Genomic DNA, 23,354 nt, shown 5'->3' on the forward strand with positions numbered 1-23,354 from the left:
CGGAGAGGGAGAATGTATTTCTTCATTTCTCACCTTTTTCCTACATTAGTGCCGAAAATTTTATCTCATCTTAATCAGAAAATCAATTTTATGGCTACGAATCTCAACTCCTTCAAAACAAAATCATCTCTCACCGTCAACGGGAAACCGTACTCGTTCTTTTCACTGAAACACTTGGAACAATCAACAGGAAAAAGTCTTGCACGACTTCCAATCTCCTTAAAGATATTGCTCGAAAATCTTCTTCGACAGGAAGACGGTCGCTCTGTACACAAAGCAGATATTGAAGCATTGATGAATTGGAATCCGACGGCAACTCCTGATAAAGAAATTTCTTTTATGCCGGCTCGTGTGTTATTGCAGGATTTTACCGGAGTTCCGTGTGTTGTTGATTTGGCTGTCATGCGAGATGCGATGGTGAAGATGGGGGGCGACCCGAACAAAATCAATCCGCTTCAACCGGTTGATTTGGTGATTGACCATTCCGTGCAGGTGGATGAATTCGGAACTCCGAATGCCTTCATGCAAAACACTGAGTTGGAGTTCGAGCGAAACAAAGAACGCTACATGTTTTTGAAATGGGGACAACAGGCGTTTTCAAATTTCCGTGTTGTGCCGCCGGAAACCGGAATTGTTCATCAGGTCAATTTGGAATTTCTTGCCAAAGTAGTGTTCACAAAAGAAGAAAACGGAGAAACATTTGCCTATCCCGATACGCTTGTCGGGACGGATTCGCACACGACGATGATTAACGGACTTGGTGTTCTCGGCTGGGGAGTTGGTGGAATTGAAGCAGAAGCCGCTATGCTTGGTCAACCGTGCGCAATGTTGATTCCGCAAGTTGTCGGATTCAAATTGTTCGGGAAACTTCCCGCCGGAGCAACTGCTACGGATGCGGTTCTTACAGCAACACAAATGTTAAGAAAGAAGGGAGTCGTTGGAAAGTTTGTAGAGTTTTACGGTGAAGGATTGTCAACACTCAGTCTTGCAGACCGTGCAACGATTGCAAACATGGCTCCGGAATACGGCGCAACGATGGGATTCTTCCCTCCGGATAAGGAAACGCTGAACTATCTCAGATTAACAGGACGAAGTGAGGAACAGATTGCACTTGTAGAAGCGTATTGCAAAGAGCAAGGAATCTTCCATACAAAAGAAAGCGCAGAAGCAATCTTCTCCGACACGCTCGAACTCGACCTCTCGACAGTCGAGCCAAGTCTTGCTGGACCGAAACGACCGCAGGATAGAGTTACACTTTCCGGCGTGAAGAAATCATATCGCAAGGCAGTCACCGAGTACGTGTCATCGAAGGGACAATCACTTGATGCCGGAGTATTGGAGAGATGGAGTGATGGAGTGACGAAAGTAGAAGTGTTGGAGAAGTCTGTACCTGTTCAATCGAACGGAAGCGCTTACAATGTTAGCAACGGCTCGGTAGTAATTGCGGCGATTACGAGTTGCACGAATACATCGAACCCGAATGTGTTGATTGCGGCTGGATTGCTTGCAAAGAAGGCTGTTGAACGAGGATTGAAAGCGAAACCGTGGGTGAAGACAAGTCTTGCTCCCGGTTCAAAAGTCGTGACAGAATATTTATTACAGGCAGGATTGATGCAATACCTTGAGCAAGTCGGGTTTTATCTTGTTGGATATGGATGCACGACCTGCATTGGTAACAGCGGACCATTGCCCGAGCCTGTCAGCAAAGCAATTCAGGAAAATGATTTAGTGGTTGCGGCGGTTCTTTCAGGAAACAGGAACTTTGAAGGAAGAGTGAACGCGCAAGTACGGGCAAATTATCTTGCATCGCCGCCGTTGGTGGTTGCGTACTCACTCGCCGGAACGATAGATTCCGATTTGAACACGCAACCAATCGGCACAGATAAAAACGGTAACTCGGTCTATCTCAAAGAACTATGGCCCACACCTGAAGAGATAGAACGCGCTGTTGCTTCGTCGGTTCAATCTTCGATGTTCAAACGTGTGTACTCAAATGTGTTTGAAGGAGACAAACATTGGAGTGAGTTGCCTGTGCCGAACGGTTCACGATTCGAATGGGACGATATTTCCACGTACATCAAAGCCGCGCCGTACTTTGAGAACTTACCGAAAGAACCATCGCCTTTGAAAGATATTTCCGGAGCGAAAGTTCTTGCGTTGCTTGGCGATTCCATCACGACCGACCATATTTCTCCTGCGGGAAATATCGCAAAGACAAGTCCTGCGGCTAAATATCTGACAGGAAATAATGTTCAGCCGAAGGACTTCAATCAATACGGAGCAAGGCGCGGCAACCACGAAGTGATGATGCGAGGAACGTTTGCAAACATCCGCTTGCGAAACATGCTCGCCCCGGGAACGGAAGGAGGTTGGACGGTTCATCATTCATCGAAAGAACCGCTTCCGATTTTTGATGCGTCGGAGTTGTACAAGAAGGAAGGAACGCCGTTGCTTGTGCTTTCAGGGAAAGAATATGGCTCAGGTTCTTCTCGTGATTGGGCGGCGAAAGGTCCTGCATTGCTTGGTGTGAAGGCAGTCATTGCAGAAAGCTATGAGCGCATTCATCGAAGTAATCTTGTCGGGATGGGTGTTCTTCCGTTACAGTTTGAAGAAGGACAAAACTACAAGACACTTGCCTTGACCGGATTTGAAACCTTTGAGATTCAAGGAATTGCGGAGAACATGCATGCAGGAAAGAAACTCACGGTGAAAGCAAGTAGCCAAGATGGAAAGGTAATTTCCTTTACCGCTCTCTGCCGGATTGACACGCCAATGGAACTTGATTACTACCGCCACGGTGGGATTTTGCAGTATGTGTTGAGGAGTTTGTTGAAAGAAGACTGATATTATGAAACAATCAGTGTATATTGAAACCAGTGTAATAAGCTATTTGACTGCAAAACCCAGTAGAGATATTATCGTGGTTGCTCATCAACAGATAACGACCGAATGGTGGTCAGAACGAAAGAATAATTATCGGTTGTTTGTTTCCGAAATCGTTTTCCAGGAAGCAAGCAAAGGCGATGTCGAAGCAGCAAGTAAAAGAATGGAAACAATTAAATCGCTTGAGATGCTTTCATTAACTGAGAACGCGCGCGAACTAACGCGTATTATTATCAACAAAGGAATAGTCCCCATTGAGCATGTAGAAGATGCATTGCATATCGCAATTGCAAGTGTGCATGAGATGGATTATCTTTTAACATGGAATTGCAAACACATTGCAAATGCTGAAATTCAAAAAGATTTGAAAAAACTTGTACACGAATCCGGATATACGTTGCCGGTCCTCTGTACTCCAGAAGAATTATTAGGAAAATAATATGTGGTCGGACCCGATTGTAGAAGAAGTAAGAAAATACAGAGATGAACATGCTCGGAAATTCCATTATGATATTGACCGGATTTATGAAGACCTAAAAAGTTCTGAAGAGCAAAGACGGCAACAGAATAGTGTTCGAGAGGAAAAAGTAAAATATTCATACGCAAAAGAAAAGTAATTCAGACTTGGTCCCACGCTCCAAGCATGTATGAGGTCAACGATAAGTTTTTGGGAATAGGAATAATATACAGATGCTCTGAGTCCAGCAAAAGAAAACAGATTATGAACCAAACTCTGCACAAAATATTTGATGTTGAATTTACGTTTGATTACACTTCAGGAATCAACGCGGAGCGTAGGAATGAGTTATAAATTTTGACTCCACACCCAAATCAAAATTGTCCCATTGCATGGGATGCGCAGGTTGATATCAGGCGATTCTGTTACCGAGAATGTCAGAAAACTTGCTACGGTCGGAGGGAATATTGAAGGCAACATGAGGGGGTATTGGTATGGTTAGAGGGGATGTTGAAGGCAACATGAGGGGGGTTGGTATGGTTTGAGGGGATGTTGAAGGCAACATGAGGGTTGTTGGTACGGTTTGAGGGGATATTGAAGCCAACATGAGGTGATGTTGGTGCGGTTTGAGGGGATGTTGAACCCAATAGCGGGAACAATAATGCGGTTTGAAGGGTCATTGAAGATAACATTGGCACATGTTGGCGATAACATGGCGGGCTGTTATGCGAGAAATGCCTAAAATAAGCCGATTTGAAGAATTTAATAAAAAAGAGTGTTCTTTGCGCCGTGGAGATTTCACGATGCCGAACAATAATAAATGCAGTCAAAATAATAAACAATTTCAAGCCCTTTTTGGGGATACATAATTAACAACACAAGTAATTACAAGGAAAAACATCATGGCAAGAAAAGATTATTATGAAAACGTCGAGAAGAAAAAGCCGACGTGGCACGAGAACTACTCGACGAAACTCGAGGAGCATTTGGCGATACTCGGAATCACGCCGGAACAACTTGCTCAGGCACAGGCAGATTCGGTAACGGTTCGCACGGAGATTGACGAAACCGAGCAGGCAAAGCAAGCATACTTTGCACGGGTAAGCCGGAAAAATACAACCTTAAGTACGATTGAGGCGCGTACCCGTGCGGTTGCGAACTTCATTAAAGCAAGCCCCGGCTATACCGAAGCAATCGGGATTGACCTTGGTATCGTGGGTGAAGAAGCCGGATTGCCGACTTCGTTGGAAAATGTAAAGCCGGAGGTTACTATTACCCTGATGCCCGGTCGTGTTCGCAACGATTGGAAGAAGGGGAAGTTTCATGCACTTGCAGTCTATCGTATGCGCGGCGCCGAAACCGAATGGAAAAAAATAGAAACCGATTTAAAGTCCCCCTTCGATGATGAAGACCCGAATCTTGTACCGGGCGTTCCCGAACTGCGGAAGTACAAATATGTGTACATCCTCGATGACATCGAAGTTGGCATCGCGCTTGAACTGAGCGTGGTGGTGTTGCAATAAAGAGGACCGACGAGCAGAGTCCGATTCGTAATCGGACAGATTGATGTGAAGGTGCGACTCAGTTGTACTTTGTGGAGTCAGAGAAATTTCGAGTTTCGTACGAACCTAATAGGAAAGTGAGTCGCACATTTCGTGCGTGGCAAGTTTTGGTTTCATTTTGTATATTCAAACAGTATTTTAATATCAAAACTCATTATGCTTAATCCCACAATAACAGAACAAGTTCGAAAACTCTCACCATCTGAGCGGATAGATTTGATAGAGTTTGCGGTATCGCTTGTCAAAGAAGATACTGTCGTACAGAAAAAGAAATTACCTCAATCTCAGGAAAACGTTTCTGACGTTTTGCTTTCAATTGCAGAAATGGTTGACAATATTCCTGAAAGTGAAGTGGAAAAACTTCCTACAGATTTTGCAACGAATCATGACTACTATCTTTATCAGGCGCCGAAAAAATGAATCAGGTCTATGCCGACGCCTTTTTCTGGATTGCGTTTTTTAATCGTCGAGATAAGTTCCACATCAAGGCAAGATCGTTTGCAACTTCCAATAAGTCGAAAACATTAGTAACCACTGATGCGGTACTTCTTGAAGTATTAAATCAATTCGCATCTCAGGGAGAATATTGGAGAAACTTGATAGCAAAGGCAGTTGAAAAATTATTGCAAGATTCAAAGACACGAATAATTCCGCTTACAAGAACTCTATTCAATCAAGGATTGACATTGTATAAAACCCGATTGGATAAAGAATATAGTTTCGTAGATTGCATATCAATGGTTGTGATGAAACAAGAAAACATCAAAGAAGTTTTATCCAACGACCATCATTTTGTGCAAGAAGGATTCGCAACGCTTCTCTGAAACGATTCTCACTCCATCGCTTCCGCTTCACCCTTTGCCTGACGATAAGCCCGTTCAACCGCCGGCGCGATAAAGAAACTATCGTACGCTCGTTCTTTCTTCGTATCCTTCATACAGAATTTCTCTTTCCACTCAGAGAGTGTTACGCGCTGTTGTGTTTCTTCGAGAGTCGCTCCTGAGGCAACAGATTTTCCAACTTCAGCAACCAGACTTGTTAACAATTCCTGCACTTGATGTAAATACATTCTGTCATGTTGTGGAGAACCATGACTGAGAAATAATACATCGGCGGCAAGCGAATCAAGTTTTGAAAGTGTTGTAATCCACTCGCTGTAATATGAACCAAATGCGAACGGGACAGGAGAGACGAGAAGGTCGCCTGTGGCAACAATCCGTTCCTTCGGTAAATAGATAATACAATCGCCGCGTGTGTTTCCACGTCCCAACCAGAGTAGTTTAATTATCCTGTCTCCGCGATACAGCATCATCGAATCATCAAACGTTATGTCAAGGGGAGAATTTTTAACGGTGTTATATTCAATCACTCCTTGTTTCATAAATTCAACAAGTTCCTGAACTCGTTTCTTGCGCGCTTCATCCAATTCTTTTCCGTTATTATCTTTTCCTGTTTTCAACCACTGTTCGTACATGTTTCTTCCTTCTTCAATTCCTTTGATGTCTTCGTCCCGAACTTTATGCACTTTTTCGATGATGTCGGTTCGTGTATTTCTCTGAGAAATGAACTCTACAGAGGGCCATTCCTCCTGATAAACAAAATTACCGTTCACATGGTCATCATGGAAGTGCGTGTTGACAACATAGCGAACCGGTTTTGAAGTCAACTTTTTTAGTTCGCTTATCATCAGTCGTGTTGATGTGGGGAAAAGAGCGGCGTCAACCACCACAACATCGTTCTCGTTAATGATGAAGAGGGAGTTTCCTTCAATCGGGTCTTTCAACGGTTCTTTCCAGACAAAACCGTAAATACCCTCTGCCAATTTTGTAATTTCATATTCCTTTGGTGGTGGAGTTGAAAAAGCATCTAATGTAAATGAAAGAACTATGAATAATAATAAAAGAAATCGATGATGGTACATAAAGAACTTCTGAGTAACGTGAGTGAATTATAAACATTAAGGATTACGCTCTCTGACGTTGAATGTTACAGGTGAAAGATTTTGTTATATTATCCGCCATGAAAATTTTGATTAGTATTTTGCCGAATGAGTAAACAAATCAGCCCCGTCCTTCTTGCGGCGAAAGATATTTCTGTTCATTACGGCGAGCAGGAAGTATTGAAGAATGCGGAAATGAGTATCCACGAGGATGATAGAGTAGGTCTCATCGGGAGTAACGGCTCAGGTAAATCAACGTTACTGAAAATCCTTGCCGGCATTATGGAGCCGGACAGCGGAACAGTTTCCCGTCGGCGCGATATTATGGTTGGATACTTGTCGCAGGACTTTCAACTCGACCCGCAACTCAGTGTCTATGAAAATATCAAAGAAGGAGCGCATGATGTTCTTGATATTTTGAAAGAATACGAATCTCTCCACTATACTTCCGAGCGTAAGCATGTACTCGAAGAACAAATCCATCACCGGGATGGATGGAATCTTGAGAACAGAATTGAAACTGTCATGCACTCTCTCAATGCACCGGAAAAAGAACGTTCAATTACCACTCTCTCCGGCGGTGAAAAGCGGCGTGTGGCATTGTGCAAAGCAATTATCTCCCGTCCCGATTTGCTGATTCTTGACGAACCGACAAACCATTTAGACACTGAATCCATTGAATGGTTAGAAGGATTTTTGGAGAATTTTCCCGGCGCATGTTTGTTTGTCACACACGACAGATATTTCTTAGATGAAATTGCAACGCGCATTATCGAACTTTCTAACGGCGAATGTTACTCGCATCTCGGCAACTACAATGATTTTATGCTCGATAAGATTGAGCGTGAAGCACAAATGGAAACTGAAGAGAGAAAAAGAAATATGTTTCTACGAAGCGAACTTGAATGGGTGAGGAAAGGTCCTCGTGCAAGAAGAACAAAATCGAAAAGTCGGCTCAGTAATTATTTCGAGATGGTGGAGAAGGGTGGTTATCAGGCAGAAGAAAAAGTGGAGTTGGTGATTCCCCCGGCGACAAGATTGGGTTCCAAAATATTGAATCTGAAAAATATCGGGATGAGCATGGGTGGGAAAAAATTATTTGAAGGATTGGATTTCAACTTTACCGACAACCGAAAATTAGGAATCATAGGACGAAACGGACTTGGCAAAACAACATTATTGAAAATTCTCCTTGAAGAATTGAAAGCCGAACAAGGTCATATAGAAATCGGTAACCGCACAATCTTCAACTATGTTGACCAATCACGCATCGCATTGAATGATAACAATACCGTGCTGGAGGAAATAGGTGAAGGAAATGAGTGGATAATGTTCGGCGATGAACAACTCACCGTATGGAAATATCTCCGTCGGTTTTTATTCACCGATGAACGAATGCACACGAAGATTGAAAAACTTTCCGGAGGTGAACGAAGTAGAATCTTACTCGCCAAGATATTAAAAAACGGCGGCAACTTTTTAATCCTCGATGAACCGACCAACGATTTAGACCTCGTTACGCTTCGTATTCTCGAAGAGGCATTGATTTCTTTTGAAGGATGTGTTATTGCTGTTAGTCATGACAGATACTTTTTGAACAGAGTATGTAACGGCATTCTTGCGTTCGAGGGGAATGGCTATGTCCATTTCAGTGAGGGGGATTATGATTATTATCTCGAAAAAAGAAACAGACGAATTGCTGAGGCGGAAGCATTGTTATCTGAAAAGAAAAATCAGGAAGCGACATTACCTCCTCGACAAGAGAAACAACGGGGCAAACTGAAATGGAAAGAGCAAAAGGAACTCGAAGTTATCGAACAGACGATTATGTCTGCTGAAGCAGATGTCGAACGATTAGAAGCGATATTTTCCTCTCCCGATTACCACGAAAAGTACGGTGCGAAAACAGCAGAACTGACAAAAGAACTTGCCGCCGCAAAAGGAAAAGTGGAACAGTTATATGCGAGATGGCATGAACTGGAAGAGATGAAACTGGAATTAGGAAGATGAAGTAAGTTCATTTGTGAGTCCATCACAATTTAGTATATTTACCTGTCGAATTTCAAATTACCAATCCGAAATCGGCAATTCGAAATCCGAAATCCTTTGCCCCCGTAGCTCAGATGGATAGAGCAGCGGTTTCCTAAACCGTTTGTCGGAGGTTCGACTCCTCTCGGGGGTACTTTTTTTTAGTCTACGACTCGCAGAGTGAGTGGTGAGTAGTTAGTGGTGAGTGAGAAAATTTCTGATTTTCGATGGATGATTTCTAATTCTACCTACTAACCAATCACCACTCACAACTAACTAATACCATAGACACACTTTTTGAATTTATTTAACCCTAAAAACTACATGAGACTCAGCAATTACTTTCTTCCAACATTAAAAGAAATTCCATCCGACGCGCAGATGATTAGCCATCGGCTTATGTTACGCGCCGGAATGATTCGTCCGCTTGGCGCGGGCGTGTACTCGTTTTTGCCGCTTGGATATAAAGCGTTGAGGAAAGCAATCGAAATCATTCGAGAAGAAATGGATGCAATTGGCGGACAGGAGTTTCATCTTCCTGCGCTTAATCCACTTGAGCTTTGGGAACAAACAGATCGCGTTAAAGCATTCGGTGATACGATGTTTCATGTAAAAAATCGTCCGCTTGTGCTTGCGCCTACTCATGAGGAAGTGATTTGCTGGATAGCGAAGAATGAAATTCGCTCGTACCGGGATTTACCTCAAATTTGGTATCAGATTCAGACAAAGTTCAGAAACGAACCACGACCTCGCTCCGGAGTTATCCGCGGCAGACAATTTCTCATGAAAGATGCGTACAGTCTCGATGCAACGTGGGAGGGGTTAGACAAAAGTTATGATGCACACGCAGAAGCATACAAGAAAATGTTTACTCGTGCCGGATTGAAATTCTTTGTCGTTGGCGCTTCGAGCGGTGCGATGGGTGGAAGTGCATCTCAGGAATTCATGATTGAATCGGATGCGGGTGAAGATACGTGCGCAGTGTGTGATAAGTGTGGCTACGCGGCAAATCTGGAAGTTGCAACCTCGAATGTTTCCAAAGCAACTCGTGACGGCGAATCAACATCGCATGAAGAGATTCATACGCCAAACGTCAAGACGATTGACGAACTTGTGAAATTTCTGAACGTGAAAGAAACGGTGTTGGCAAAATCGCTTTGTTATATGCAGGATAAACAACCGATTCTCGTCTTGATGCTCGGTAACGACCAAGTGAACGAGTCAAAATTACTTTCTGTACTCAAAAGCGATTTCCGCCCGATGGCGGCAGATGAAATTCGTTCACTGACAGGTGCGGATGCCGGTTCAATTGGACCGCTCGGTTTGAAGGGATTCAAAATTATTGTTGACAAGCGATTGGAAGGAGGAAACAATTTCATCAGCGGCGCGAACAAGAATGATTATCATATCAAGAACATTGACCTTGCGCGAGACGTGAAGGTTGATGGCTATTTTGATTTGAGAACTGTTCTTGAAGGAGAGTCATGTTTCAGTTGCGGAACGTCGCTTCGTGTCGTCAAAGCGATTGAACTCGGCCACGTTTTCAAACTTGGGACAAAGTATGCTGATGCACTTGAAGCATCGTTCCTAACGGAACAAGGGGAATCAAAGCCAATCATCATGGGAAGTTACGGCATTGGTGTCGAGCGTGTCATTGCCTGTTTGATTGAACAAAGTCACGACGACAACGGAATTATCTGGAGCAAAACACTCGCACCGTATCAGGTTCAACTTGTTCTTATCAACACAAAAAATGAAGAAGTCACCAAAGTGGCGGAGTCGCTTTATCAAAATTTTCAAAAAGAAAAAATTGAGGTGTTGTTTGATGACAGAAAAGATTTAAGTCCCGGTTTCAAGTTCAAAGATGCGGATTTACTCGGAATGCCGTTGCATGTCATTGTCGGGGAAAAGAATGTTACAAACGGGAATGTGGAAATCAAAGACAGAAAGAGTGGAGCAAGGGAAATAGTTGAGATAGGGAAAGTAGTTGAGTATGTAAAGAAGTATTATACCGATTGATATTTGATTGACGACCGCCTACGGCGAGTCTCACCTTTGCGGATTTACGATTGAGTCATCAATCTTGATTCCAGAGACATAAAACCTGAAACGATTGACTGTAACCACAAACCCTAAACCTGTAACCAAAATCAATGTCTGAGTTTATCCATCTTCATAATCATTCACACTTCAGTCTTCTCGATGGTGCGGCAACGATTGATGGTTTAATCGAAGCCGCTGTTGAAAACAAAATGCCGTCGGTTGCATTGACTGACCATGGCGTCATGTTTGGTGCAATCGAGTTTTACAAGACCGCGAAAAAAGCAGGCATCAAACCAATCATTGGTTGTGAAGTATATATTGTAACGCAGGGAAGTCGTTTCGATAAAGAAGTCAATCCGAAGTTACTTCAAGAAGGAAAAGGGAGAGGCATTTACCAACATCTCGTTTTACTCGCGAAAAATTTTCAAGGATACAAAAATCTCAGCAAACTCTGCACGCTCGGACACACTGAAGGGTTTTATTACAAGCCAAGAATTGATATGGAACTCCTTCGTCAATACTCGGAGGGATTGGTGGCGTTGTCGGCTTGTCCCGCGGGAGTTGTTTCGTTTCATCTTGTAGAAGGACGATATGAAGCGGCTCGCTCAATGGCGATTACGTTCAAAGAGTTGTTCGGCGACGATTTCTATTTAGAAATTCAAGACCATTCTCTTGCAAAGGAGAAGCCGATTCTTGAAGGAATGCCGAGGCTTGCAAAAGAATTGAACATCAAACTGATTGCAACAAACGATGTTCACTACCTTGAACAGAGTCATGCGATTGCACACAATGTTTTACTCATGATTCCCGATGCAAGCGCAAACGCGCCGGCAAAGTATCATGACCTTCGGTACGGGACAGACCAAATTTATTTCAAAACTCCCAAACAAATGTGTGAGTTGTTCAAGGATTATCCGCAGGCGATTGAATCCACCTTAGAGGTTGCAGAGAAAATAGAGAATTACAAGTTGGAGCCCGGCAAGCCGTTCATGCCGAATTTTCCAATTCCGCCTGATGCCGGTGTCGCATCGCTTGAAGAATATCTTGACCATCTCGCGCAAGATGGAATTCAGAAGCGATACAAATCAATCACAGGTGAAATTGAGGAGCGACTCAACTTTGAGTTGAAGATGATAAAGAAGATGGGTTATGCGGGCTATTTTCTTATCACACAGGATTTCATCAACAAAGCAAAGAATATGGGTGTGCGAGTCGGTCCCGGACGCGGAAGCGCGGCTGGAAGTATTGTTTCGTACGCGCTGGGAATTACAGACGTTGACCCGCTAAAATATGATTTGCTCTTCGAGAGATTTCTCAATCCCGACCGCGTCAGTATGCCTGATATTGACGTTGATTTCGCTGACGACGGCCGTGACCGGGTTATCGAATACGTGCGGGAAAAATATGGGGCTGATTCGGTTTCTCAGATTATCACCTTTGGTACGCTTTCATCCCGCGCTGTGCTAAAAGACGTCGGACGAGTCATCGGTGTTCCGTTGAGTATGACGGAATCAATTACGAAACAGATTCCCGTTATTCAAGGGAAAGTCACACCGATTGCAGAGGCAATTGATACACTTCCCGATTTGAAATGGATAAAAGAGACTGACGATGAAAAAATCCATGAGTTAGTTGAGATTTCCAAAGTGCTTGAGGGGATGAACCGAAATTCCTCAACGCACGCGGCGGGTGTTGTGATTGCTCCCGGTCCCATCAGCGATTATGTTCCGCTCTACAAAACGCCAAGCACCGATTTGATGACTCAATACAGCATGCTTGATTTGGAAGCGGCGGGATTGTTGAAGATGGACTTCCTTGGGTTGAGGACGTTGACTATCATTGAGAACGCCTTAAAACTCATCAAGCAAAACCATCAGGTAGAGGTTGATTTGAATAATCTTCCTGAAAATGACCCAAAGGTGTTTGAACTTTTCGGCAAGGCACACACGATAGGAATTTTTCAGTTTGAATCTTCAGGAATGCAGGATTGGCTGAGGAAATTGAAACCCAATTCTATTTCTGATTTGGTTGCAATGAACGCGCTCTATCGTCCCGGTCCGATGGAGATGATTGGAGATTTCATCGAACGAAAACACGGGCGACAACACGTTGCATATCTCCATCCTAAACTTGAGCCGATACTGAAAGAGACTTACGGCGTAATAGTTTATCAGGAACAGGTGATTAAGATTGCAAGTGAAGTAGCAGGCTTTACTCTTGCTAAAGCCGATATCCTTCGTCGTGCAATGGGGAAGAAGGACGAAGGGATGATGGCAAAGATGAAGCAGGAATTTATTGATGGAGCCATCAAACAAGGGGTAAAGAACACAGTCGCTGGAGAGATTTTTGAACTTATCAGGAAGTTCGCATCGTACGGATTTAATAAATCGCATAGTGTCGCTTATTCGATTGTAGCATATCAAACGGCGTATTTGAAGGCGCATTATCCTGCCGAATTTCTCTGTGCATGTATGAGTGCAGAAATTGGTGATTCCGACACAGTTGTACAACTTATTGAGGAATCGAAGAAACTTGGTATAGAGGTGTTGCCGCCTGATGTTAATGAAAGTGATGTTCAATTTCTTGTAGTGCAAAACAAAATTCGTTTCGGTTTGAATGCTATTAAAAATGTTGGGGAAAACGCGGTTCGAAGTATCATTCACTCAAGAGCCACACACGGCAAATTCAATAATTTATTTGATTTCAGTCGGCGAGTTGATTTACGTATTGTGAACAAGAAAACATTCGAGTCGCTTATTCAAGCAGGAGCATGTGATTCGTTTGGCGGACATCGTGCGCAGTTGTTTCAGGCAATCGAACGAGTGACTCAGTTCGGACAACAAAGTCACGGGCATAAATCGAAAGGTCAGGATTCTCTGTTTGAAGGTGGGTCAAAATCGAAAACTGTTGAAAGTTTTCCGGTTCTTCCCGAAACCCAACCGTGGTCAGAAAATGAAAAACTGACGCGTGAGAAATCTGTTCTCGGTTTTTATGTTTCAGGACATCCGTTATCAAAGTACAACCGTGAAATCAAAGCATTTGCGACAGCAAAAATGGGAGAGCCAGCAGGCGTCAAACCGGGAAGTCCTATTCGTGTTTGTGGGATTCTATCCGATGTAAAGAAGAAGGTAGATAAAAAGGGAAACATGATGGCATTTGCAAAAATTGAAGATTTCACAGGAAAAGGTGAATGTATTTTCTTCTCTTCAGTGTATAAGGATTGTCAGGAACACGTGAAAGAAGATGCAATAGTTATGGTGGTAGGCAAAGCAGATGACGGTGGTGATGTTTTGAAAATCATTGCAAATGAATTGATTCCAATTGATTTCGTCCGTTCTCGGTTCACCAGACGGTTGCTGATTCAGTTAAAGATGGAAAAATTGAACGAGCAAAAGGTAAAGCAACTGAAATCCGTATTTTCAAGTCATAGGGGAAAATGCTCTTGCTATTTTCAGGTCACTGATGATAATTCAGCTAAGCCGATTAATCTAGTCTCAAAGAAGGTAGCAATTGACCCGAATAATGAATTCTTTCATTCTGTTGAAACCCTTATCGGCGCGGAGAACGTTATGATTTTGAATTAGATTTTCTTAACTTTGTCCACATTTTTTATCAAATAGAAACAATATGAAACCAATACAAATCGAAGATTCAAATTTTGAAACAGAAGTACTTAAGTCCGAAAAGCCCGTTCTCATTGATTTTTGGGCGGTCTGGTGCGGACCGTGTAAAGCGATAGCGCCAATCGTTGAAGAACTTGCAAGTGAATATGCAGAAAAACTGAAGGTAGGCAAATTGGACGTGGATGCAAATCCTCGCACAGCAATGCAATTCGGCATCAGAAGTATTCCAACTTTACTGATATTTAAGGAGGGGAAGGTGGTAGAACAGATAGTTGGTGCAGTTCCTAAAAGGAATTTAATTGATAAAATCACCCCACATTTGAATTAATTTGAAATAAGGACTTTTTGATACTCAAGTGACATTGCTTTGTGTGAGCAATGTCACTTGAATAGAATAATAAAGTCCTTATTTTATCCGTGCAAAACGTGCATATCAATATAAAACATGTTTAATATGAAAAACGGCTTTTCCGCTTTACCGGTTTTAAAGACAGACAAATATTATTCGACACAAGAGTTGTCTAAATTATTTCACGCAAATGAATCCACCATCAAACGTTGGGCAGATTCTGGCAAATTGAAGTGCTTTAAAACTCCCGGTGGACATAGAAAATACACGCCCGATAGCGTATCTGAATTCATAACTAACTTTCATTACGAAATCATTTCCTTTGATGCAGATTTTACACAAAAAGAGGAGAACGAACTATTGGAATTTCTCATTTCTAAGGGTGATTTTAGAACTTTGAGCGAAGTCTATTTCTCACAGGCGTGTAAGGCCGAGAAAGCCAACCTTTATTCGTTGCTTCATGGATGTCACTCGGCAAGCATTCCGTTAGTAACCATTTATGATGAAATTGTAGCCAAAGCAGTAAAGAAAATTTTTAATCTCCGAAATCAATCAAAAATTTCACTAACGGAAGAATTTATTACAAAAAATTCTATGTTGGAAAGTCTTTTCCAATTCAGGCTATTAACACAAAAAGTATTTTCTTCACAAAGGACTGTTCTATTAGCTTCTGCAAAAAGCGGTATCCAGGAAGTTGTACTTTCTTGTGCTGAACATCTCTTGACGATGGCAGGTTGGAAGGTGTTGAATCTTGGTGCAAATACAAACGTCGAGATTGTAAAAGCCGCGATCATTGCCGGGCAACCGCAATTGATATGTGTTTGCAAAGATTATTTAGGTGAAGAAAGTGGCTCAACATTACTAACAACCGCTATTGAGAATAAGGCACAAATACTCTTTTCAAATTTAGATTCTTACCAAAATATTTTCACTACTGCAAAGATAGAAGAAATTACACAACGCTCTTTTTCTTCATTCAATGAAATGCTTAGTCTCATATTTAAGCATAGATAACGTATGAAACAAGTTAAACAGATAAATATGAATATTATAAAACGAACTCTTTTCCTGATTTTCTTTTTTACATCTATAGTTTTTTCAGCAACTACCTCGTGGAAGGGAACAACAAGCACAAGTTGGAATAATTCCACAAACTGGACCAATGGTGTTCCTACTTCAACCTTGGATGTTATCATTGGCGATGCAAATTTTACTGGTGGAAATCATCCCACGCTGAATGTTAGTGGTAACTGTAAATCATTAATAATCGGTGGTGCAAATTCTGCAACACTGACACTTTCATTTAATAATAAAAACCTTACTGTTTCAGGCGATATTACAATACAAAGCAATGGGACATTGTTACAATCCTCAAAATCAACAATATTGCTAACAGGAAACTGGGTCAATAGTGGAACATTTACTGCCTCCAACAATAATGCGGAAGTTCGATTTGCGGGTGCATTACAATCTTTAACGGGAGTTACAGCGTTTAGAAAATTAACTGTAAATGTTGGAAGCACGTTAACTCTTCATGCGAATATTTCTCATACCCGAACTCTATCAGTAAGCGGTACAATTAACCCAAACGAATCTCCAACTTATACAATTTCAGGTGCTGGTGCGTTAACCCTCCAATCCGGTGGAAAATTATTAGTTAAAGCATCTACTTTTGTCGGGAATTATAATGATGGGACGAAAACTTTTAGTAGTGGCAGTATAGTTGAATATGCCGCATCTTCTACAAATCAGACTGTAAGCAATTCATTTACCTATTCTACACTGCAAATAAGCGGCGGGATGACAAAAACTCTTGCAGGAAATTTACCTTCATTATCATCTGCTACTTCTACTGTTGGTAATATTTATGTTTTATCCGGAACATTCGATTTATCTTCGTTTACAGCAAACAGGGGAACTACTGTTGTCGGGGGAATATTCAGCGTCTCAAATGGTGCAGTGGTTAAAATCGGAGGGACAAATTCATTTCCGCAAAATTATCAAACACATTCATTTGGTGTTACAAGTACTGTTGAATATTCAGGAGGAAATCAAACAGTTTCAAATGAATTATATGGAAACCTTACATTATCGAGTAGTAGTGGTGCGGTAGTAAAAACGATGCCTACAAGTTCGATGTCAATATTGGGAAATTTGTCAAGTAATGTCGGCTCAGGAACCTCGGTCTCATACACCGCAGGTGAGGCTTTAAGTATTGGCGGGTCAATTTCAATCGGAACCTCAACAACTTTTAATGCAAGTAGTTACTCACATAATATCTCCGGCAATTGGACGAACAATGGAACATTTACTGGAAACACAAGCACCGTTACATTAGCAGGGAATTCCTCGACGATAAGCGGAACAGGAACGAATAGTTTTAATCATCTAATCATTTCCGGGTCGAATGTAACAGCATCATCTTCAACAGCGATTAATGTTGCTGGAAATTTTTCTACAAGTGGTGCGGGTACATTTCTCCATACAACAGGCGGTTCAGGACTTTTTACGATGAGTGGAACCTCAAAGACAATTTCAGGTTCCGGCATTTCATTTAGCGACTTAACTATCTCCGGTACAATTACGACGTCGAGCAGTTACACCGTTGCCGGTAACTTATCGGTCACGAATTCTCTCATCGCATCCGGTGGAACCACAACACTTTCAGGAACCTCAAAAACAATTACTAATTCAGGAACATTAAATCTGTCGGTGCTAAGCGTAACTGGAACCATTACTACGACGAGCAATTTCACTTTAACTTCAGATTTGCATGTGATTGGTTCATTAACCGCAACCGCTGGTACTGCTACTTTTGCAGGAGTTTCCGGTTTATCAGGCACTGCAAATTTATTTAATGTAGTATTGAATGGAACAAGTTTAACTCTTGGGACGAATTCCGAATTGGGAATTGCCGGAAGTTTTACCATAACATCCGGAACGTTCGACGCAACAAGTGAAACACCCAATACGGTTAATTATAATTCTTCCGGCGCTCAATCCGTTATCGTTGCATCGTATTATAATTTGAATGTTAGTAATGGAGGAGTTAAAACACCTGCCGGAAATTTGATTATTTATGGGAATCTAACAATAGGTGCAGGAACTACTTTGTCAGGAAGTTCTTATACATATACGTTATATGGTCACTGGAACAATGGCGGTACATTTTCTGCGGGAACGAGTACGGTTGAACTCGTTGGAGGAGTAGATGCTTCGATTATCGGAACAACAACTTTTAATATCCTTACAGTCAATAAAACATCTACGTTGAACATTCTGTCTGTAAATAATATTGTTGTTTCGATTTTGAATATGACTCAAGGCAGGTTGCAAACGGGAAATGGGTATAGCATAACCATCACGAATACAAGAACCGGAACCGGACTAATATTCGGAACGGTAACACGAACTCATTCATTTTTCACCGGTGTATCATATGCTTTTCACAGTGTTAATGATTTGGTAACTTTCAATGGAGGAGGAACGAATCCAACTTCTGTAACACGAACACTGGAACTAACAAGTCCTGTTGATATGCCTGTTCCTGAGCTTTCAATCAATAGAACATATACAATGACGCAAACGGGGGGTAGCGGTTATACGGCAACAGTACGTTTTTATTATTCTGAGGAGGATTTGAATGGCAACATCGAATCACAACTTGAGGCATGGCATTATGATGGAGCGTCATGGTCAGGAATTGGGAAATCAGCATACGACGTTACAGATAATTGGTTGGAACGTGATGGACTAACAGATATTACAAATCGTTGGACATTACAATCTCCCTTACTCGGAATTTTGGATTGGAATGGCTCAGTAAGTTCGGCGTGGGAAGATCCGGCAAACTGGACAGTATTCAGTGGCATACCTTCAATTCCACCTACTTCAACTGAGTTGGTAAGAATTGGTTTTAATGCTTTTACAAATAACCCAACAGTTAACTCTGCGGCACAATGCAGAGCGTTGCGATATGGAAGCGCTCAGGGGTCTGTTCTCTCAATTCAATCAGGGAGTTTAACAACTGATGGAAACTCAGGTGAAATCGCCGGTACTTTTACACAAGATGTTACGCATACGATTGAAGTAAACAATAATACTCTTACTTGTTCAGGTTCGATGTTGTTGAGTAATGGAACAGCAAATAGGATCATCAATATTACTCTTGGGTCCGGAACAATCTATATTCAAAGAAAATTAGACCAACTTGCTAATGCTTCAGTTACGATTACGGGTTCCGGGTCAATTATTCTTGCCGGTGATTGGAATAGAACAAGTGGTTCGTTCTCTGCCGGAACGGGGACGGTCACATACAATGGTTCCGTTGATCAGTTAGTTGCTACAGGTATTACTTACAATAATCTAACATTTTCAAAAACTGGTGGGATTGCATTGTTTGCGTCTTCTGCTTCAGTTGCCGGTGATCTGGCAATTTCAAACAATGGAAAGATTCAATTAAATGGCGACCTCGACGTAGATGGTGATGTAACCGTCGGAGTAGGGACAATATTATCCTCGGGTTCGATTAATTTATCTGTTGGTGGTGACTGGAATTTGTTAGGAACATTTGAACCTAATTTGGGTTCAGTCATTTTTGACGGAACCTCGGACCAATCTATTAGCAGTTCATCATTCAACAATCTTGAAATTGATAAATCAAGCGGCACTGCAAACCTAACAGGAAATATTACTATAAACAGTGACCTGACAGTAGCAGCCGGCTCCTTAGAATTATATTCATACAATGCAAACAGAAGTGTATTTGGAGGAACATTTACAATGGGAGCGGGCACGACTGTACGTGTGGGTGGTGCTAATAATTTCCCATCTAATTTTTCAACCTATACTTTCAACGCTAACAGTACTTCCGAATATTACGGAACTGTATCTCAATCAGTGAAGGATGTTACATACGGAAACCTGAAGTTTTACAACGGGACATCAAATCCCAAAACTTTAACAGGTACAACCAATGTTCAAGGAAACCTTCTTATTAATTCAGGCGCGACGTTTGATGGTTCTTCTTTTGCGCTGAATCTTGATGGTGATTGGACAAACAATGGCACGTTTACTCCATCATCTAGCATAGTTACACTTCAAGGGACGTCAAAAAATCTTGTCGGTAATACATCGTTCCATGAATTATCTGTTTCCGGAAGTTATACAGGACAAAATAATATCACTGTATCTGGGGATATAAATATTTCCGGTTCTTATACTTCAGGAAATACTTCAACAATTTTTGGAGGTAATTTTACTAACAACGGGACATTTACAAATAGTTCGATAGTAACATTTAATGGAACTAGCTTACAGGAAATTAGTTTGAATTCCGGGTTTAATAGTTCAGGAACTGTGTATTTTAATGGAACAATAGCTCCGACATTTGCAGGTTTGACTTCTCCGACATTGAATAATGTTACTATCAATAACACCGGTGGAATTTTGGCTGCAACAGATTGGACTGTTGGCGGAGTGTTTACAGTTAATGCAGGCGCTTCATTTGATGGCGGCTCTCGTTCACACACGTTTTCCGGTGATTTTATGAATGATGGAACTGTCAGTAGTAACGGAACTATTACATTCAATCCTTCGGGAAGCGTTACAGTAAAGTTGTTGGGAACAAGTTTTACAAACAATGGTACTACTGTTTTTGGTGGAAGCGGATTTATATCAATAACCGGCGGGACACCTTCACTACACGATGTAACAATCTCTAACACGAATGTCGCCGGTGTAAGTCAAACAACCAATTGGACGTTGTCTGGCAATGTAAGAATTAATAATGGCTCTACGTTCTATGGTGGCAGCGCATTAACATTAACCGTCAATCAAAATGTTCTTAATGATGGAACATTTGAAGGAGGAACATCCACAGTTGTATTGAACAATTCTATTGAAGGAAATATATCGGGCAGTGGTAGTTCGATTTTCAATAATCTCACCATAAACGGTGTTATTATTGCGTATCAGGATTTCAGTGTTAAAAAAGATTTTACAAACAATGGAACGTTTGATGGCACAGGGATTAATATTTCGGTCATAGGTTCTGGCAGTTCGATATTTGGAGGGACAACGACACCGACTCCGGTTGACCACTTAATTATTCAAAAAACTTCAAGCACTGCTACACTTGCTATGGATATTAATGAGGTAACCAATTTGCATGTTGCATCAGGTATATTTGATATTGGTTCGTCTATCATCACACAGGAAACTGTAACAGGTGGTGCGTTTCAAATTGATTCATCTGCAACTGCGAAGATAGGTGGTACTAACTCACTCCCAACGTTTAATTCATATAGTTTTGATACAGCAAGTACTGTTGAATTTAATGGAAACGGTTCTCAGACTATCACACACACACCTGTCTATGGTAATCTCACATTATCAACCGGGGGGACTAAAAGTACAACCGGTGCGCTAACAATGTTGGAGAACTTCAATCTTTCATCCGCGACATTTACAGGTGGTTCCTATACACATTCTCTTGGTGGAAATTGGACGATGAATTCGGGAACATTCACCAATACAGGAACAACAATTAATTTTAATGGAACAGGCACGCAAACAATTAATTCTACCGGCGCATTTAATAATTTAACTTCAAATAAATCAAGCGGTGGAATCACTCTTGCATCCGATGTTACTGTGAACGGGACGTTAACATTCACAAGCGGAAATATTACAACAGGCACGAACAAAATGATTGTCGGCTCAACAGGAACTGTATCGCGCACGAGCGGATATGTCGTCGGTAATCTTCAAAAATATATTAGTACAGGTTCTCCAACGATGACGTTTGAAATTGGTGATGTAAGCAACTATGCTCCTCCGAGTCTTGCGTTTTCAAATGTAACATCAGCAGGAAATGTTATTGCGAGTACAACCAATGGAGACCATCCGCAAATTGCTTCATCAGGAATTGATGCGACGAAGAGTGTGAATCGTTATTGGTCTTTAACTAATTCAGGGACAACGTTTACAACAAGTGACGCAACATTCAATTTTGTTTCCGGTGATGTTGATGCAGGAGCGGATCCGAATCTATTTTTCGGAAGAATTTATGATGGCTCGACATGGTCTGCACCTACAGTAGGAACCCGAACAGCAACATCCACTCAACTAACCGGTTTGACTGATTTCGGTGATATTCAGATTGGCGAAGGTGGAAATCCTGTTCCAACGACGACAAGTATTTCTCCTTCAAGCAAAAATTCAGGTGATGGTGCATTTACATTAACTGTGAACGGGACAAATTTCGTTGCGGCTTCTGTCGTGCGATTTAACGGTTCTGACAGAACGACAACATTTGTGAGCAGTTCTCAATTAACCGCAACGATTCCAGCAACTGATTTAATAACGGCAGGGACATATCCGATAACTGTGTTTAGTCCGACACCCGGAGGAGGTACCTCAAACAGCCAAACTTTTACAGTGAATTCGGGAACATTAGACCATTTTACGCTATCAGCAATTTCCTCACCTCAAGTTGCTGGAATTGCGTTTGCTTTCTCAATGACTGCAAAGGATGCTAATAATAATACGGTTACAGGTTTTTCCGGAACAGTTGATATTTCATCAACAGGAACACTCATAACCGGTGGTGGAACGAGTGCATCATTTACTTCAGGAGTTCTTGCTTCGCACGCAGTAACAATTTCTAACACAGGAAATTTTACAATCACCGCAACGAAAACAAGCGGAACGGAAACCGGTACAAGTAATAGTTTTACAGTGAACCCGGGTTCATCATCAACAGTAACCTCAACGATAACAGCCGCCCCGATATCCATTACTGCGAACGGGACAAGCACATCAACTATTACAGTTCAGTTGAAGGACGCATACGGAAATAACTTAACGACAGGCGGCGAAACGGTTGCTCTTTCAACAACATCAGGTTCACTTGGTTCGGTGACTGATAATAACAACGGAACCTACACTGCCACCTTAACTTCATCAACTGTTGTCGGAACTGCGACAATAACCGGAACGCTGAATGGAAGTGCAATCACGGATGATGCGACGGTGACGTTTACAGTTGGTTCTGCTTCAACAGCAACCTCAACAATAACAGCATCGCCAACTTCCATTACAGCAAACGGAATAAGCACATCAACGATTACAGTTCAGTTAAAGGATGTGAATGGAAATAATTTGACGAGCGGAGGAGCCACGGTTGCTCTTTCAACAACATCAGGTTCACTTGGTTCGGTAACTGATAATAGCAACGGAACCTACACAGCAACCTTAACTTCATCAACTGTTGTCGGAACTGCGACAATAACCGGAACGCTGAACGGGAATCCGATAGCGGATGACGCGACCGTGACATTTACAGTCGGAACTGCCTCAACGGCAACCTCAACAATAACTGCATCGCCAACTTCCATTACAGCAAACGGAATAAGCACATCAACGATTACAGTTCAGTTGAAGGATGTGAATGGAAATAATTTGACGA

The 23,354-nt window shown here is 41.9% G+C and carries 12 protein-coding genes and 1 tRNA gene; 12 read left to right on the plus strand and 1 reads right to left on the minus strand.

The features are described 5' to 3' along the window. Positions 1-90 precede the first annotated feature (90 nt). The 5 genes from acnA (at position 91) to HY960_01825 (ending at position 5,726) form a co-directional block, all read left to right on the plus strand. The gene (gene acnA, locus HY960_01805) at positions 91-2,844 is read left to right on the plus strand and encodes an aconitate hydratase AcnA (GenBank protein ID MBI5214468.1); all 2,754 of its coding nucleotides are present in this window, start codon (positions 91-93) and stop codon (positions 2,842-2,844) included. A gap of 4 nt (positions 2,845-2,848) precedes the next feature. Next, complete coding sequence (locus tag HY960_01810) at positions 2,849-3,322, plus strand: type II toxin-antitoxin system VapC family toxin (GenBank protein MBI5214469.1); 474 nt, start codon at positions 2,849-2,851, stop codon at positions 3,320-3,322. Positions 3,323-4,242: 920 nt separating this feature from the next. Next, positions 4,243-4,863, plus strand: a complete 621-nt coding sequence (locus HY960_01815) for a hypothetical protein (protein MBI5214470.1) — start codon at positions 4,243-4,245, stop codon at positions 4,861-4,863. Positions 4,864-5,058: 195 nt separating this feature from the next. After that, positions 5,059-5,322 (plus strand): hypothetical protein, encoded by a 264-nt coding sequence (locus HY960_01820; protein MBI5214471.1) that lies wholly within the window; start codon positions 5,059-5,061, stop codon positions 5,320-5,322. Then, the gene (locus tag HY960_01825) at positions 5,319-5,726 is read left to right on the plus strand and encodes a type II toxin-antitoxin system VapC family toxin (protein ID MBI5214472.1); all 408 of its coding nucleotides are present in this window, start codon (positions 5,319-5,321) and stop codon (positions 5,724-5,726) included. Before HY960_01820 ends, HY960_01825 begins: the two co-directional genes overlap by 4 nt. Positions 5,727-5,734: 8 nt before the next feature. Here HY960_01825 and HY960_01830 read toward each other — a convergent pair whose 3' ends face one another. Further along, a complete protein-coding gene (locus tag HY960_01830; GenBank protein ID MBI5214473.1) occupies positions 5,735-6,823 on the minus strand; it encodes an MBL fold metallo-hydrolase in 1,089 nt (362 codons plus the stop codon). A gap of 126 nt (positions 6,824-6,949) precedes the next feature. Between HY960_01830 and HY960_01835 the strand changes: the two genes are divergently transcribed. From HY960_01835 to HY960_01865, 7 genes are all read left to right on the plus strand, one after another. Continuing rightward, positions 6,950-8,851: an ATP-binding cassette domain-containing protein gene (locus HY960_01835; GenBank protein MBI5214474.1), complete on the plus strand. Its 1,902-nt coding sequence runs from the start codon at positions 6,950-6,952 to the stop codon at positions 8,849-8,851. A gap of 98 nt (positions 8,852-8,949) precedes the next feature. Continuing rightward, positions 8,950-9,023: transfer RNA gene (locus HY960_01840), tRNA-Arg, on the plus strand. 170 nt (positions 9,024-9,193) lie between these two features. Next, complete coding sequence (locus HY960_01845; GenBank protein MBI5214475.1) at positions 9,194-10,888, plus strand: proline--tRNA ligase; 1,695 nt, start codon at positions 9,194-9,196, stop codon at positions 10,886-10,888. 134 nt (positions 10,889-11,022) lie between these two features. Then, positions 11,023-14,496 (plus strand): DNA polymerase III subunit alpha, encoded by a 3,474-nt coding sequence (dnaE, locus tag HY960_01850; protein MBI5214476.1) that lies wholly within the window; start codon positions 11,023-11,025, stop codon positions 14,494-14,496. 43 nt (positions 14,497-14,539) lie between these two features. Then, positions 14,540-14,863, plus strand: coding sequence for a thioredoxin (trxA, locus tag HY960_01855; GenBank protein MBI5214477.1), 324 nt, complete (start codon positions 14,540-14,542; stop codon positions 14,861-14,863). Positions 14,864-14,989: 126 nt separating this feature from the next. Further along, positions 14,990-15,898, plus strand: coding sequence for a helix-turn-helix domain-containing protein (locus HY960_01860; GenBank protein MBI5214478.1), 909 nt, complete (start codon positions 14,990-14,992; stop codon positions 15,896-15,898). Positions 15,899-15,901: 3 nt separating this feature from the next. After that, positions 15,902-23,354 (plus strand): hypothetical protein (locus HY960_01865; protein ID MBI5214479.1); only part of this gene is annotated, 7,453 nt, incomplete at its 3' end.

It is taken from the genome of Ignavibacteriota bacterium (assembly GCA_016212665.1).
GTDB lineage: Bacteria > Bacteroidota > Ignavibacteria > UBA10030 > SZUA-254 > FW602-bin19.

Bases quoted from the DNA above. Each gene is read 5' to 3' on its own strand.
- acnA (MBI5214468.1), top strand. From the start codon at position 91: ATGGCTACGAATCTCAACTCCTTCAAAACAAAATCATCTCTCACCGTC.
- HY960_01810 (MBI5214469.1), top strand. From the start codon at position 2,849: ATGAAACAATCAGTGTATATTGAAACCAGTGTAATAAGCTATTTGACT.
- HY960_01815 (MBI5214470.1), top strand. From the start codon at position 4,243: ATGGCAAGAAAAGATTATTATGAAAACGTCGAGAAGAAAAAGCCGACG.
- HY960_01820 (MBI5214471.1), top strand. From the start codon at position 5,059: ATGCTTAATCCCACAATAACAGAACAAGTTCGAAAACTCTCACCATCT.
- HY960_01825 (MBI5214472.1), top strand. From the start codon at position 5,319: ATGAATCAGGTCTATGCCGACGCCTTTTTCTGGATTGCGTTTTTTAAT.
- HY960_01830 (MBI5214473.1), bottom strand. From the start codon at position 6,823: ATGTACCATCATCGATTTCTTTTATTATTATTCATAGTTCTTTCATTT.
- HY960_01835 (MBI5214474.1), top strand. From the start codon at position 6,950: ATGAGTAAACAAATCAGCCCCGTCCTTCTTGCGGCGAAAGATATTTCT.
- HY960_01845 (MBI5214475.1), top strand. From the start codon at position 9,194: ATGAGACTCAGCAATTACTTTCTTCCAACATTAAAAGAAATTCCATCC.
- dnaE (MBI5214476.1), top strand. From the start codon at position 11,023: ATGTCTGAGTTTATCCATCTTCATAATCATTCACACTTCAGTCTTCTC.
- trxA (MBI5214477.1), top strand. From the start codon at position 14,540: ATGAAACCAATACAAATCGAAGATTCAAATTTTGAAACAGAAGTACTT.
- HY960_01860 (MBI5214478.1), top strand. From the start codon at position 14,990: ATGAAAAACGGCTTTTCCGCTTTACCGGTTTTAAAGACAGACAAATAT.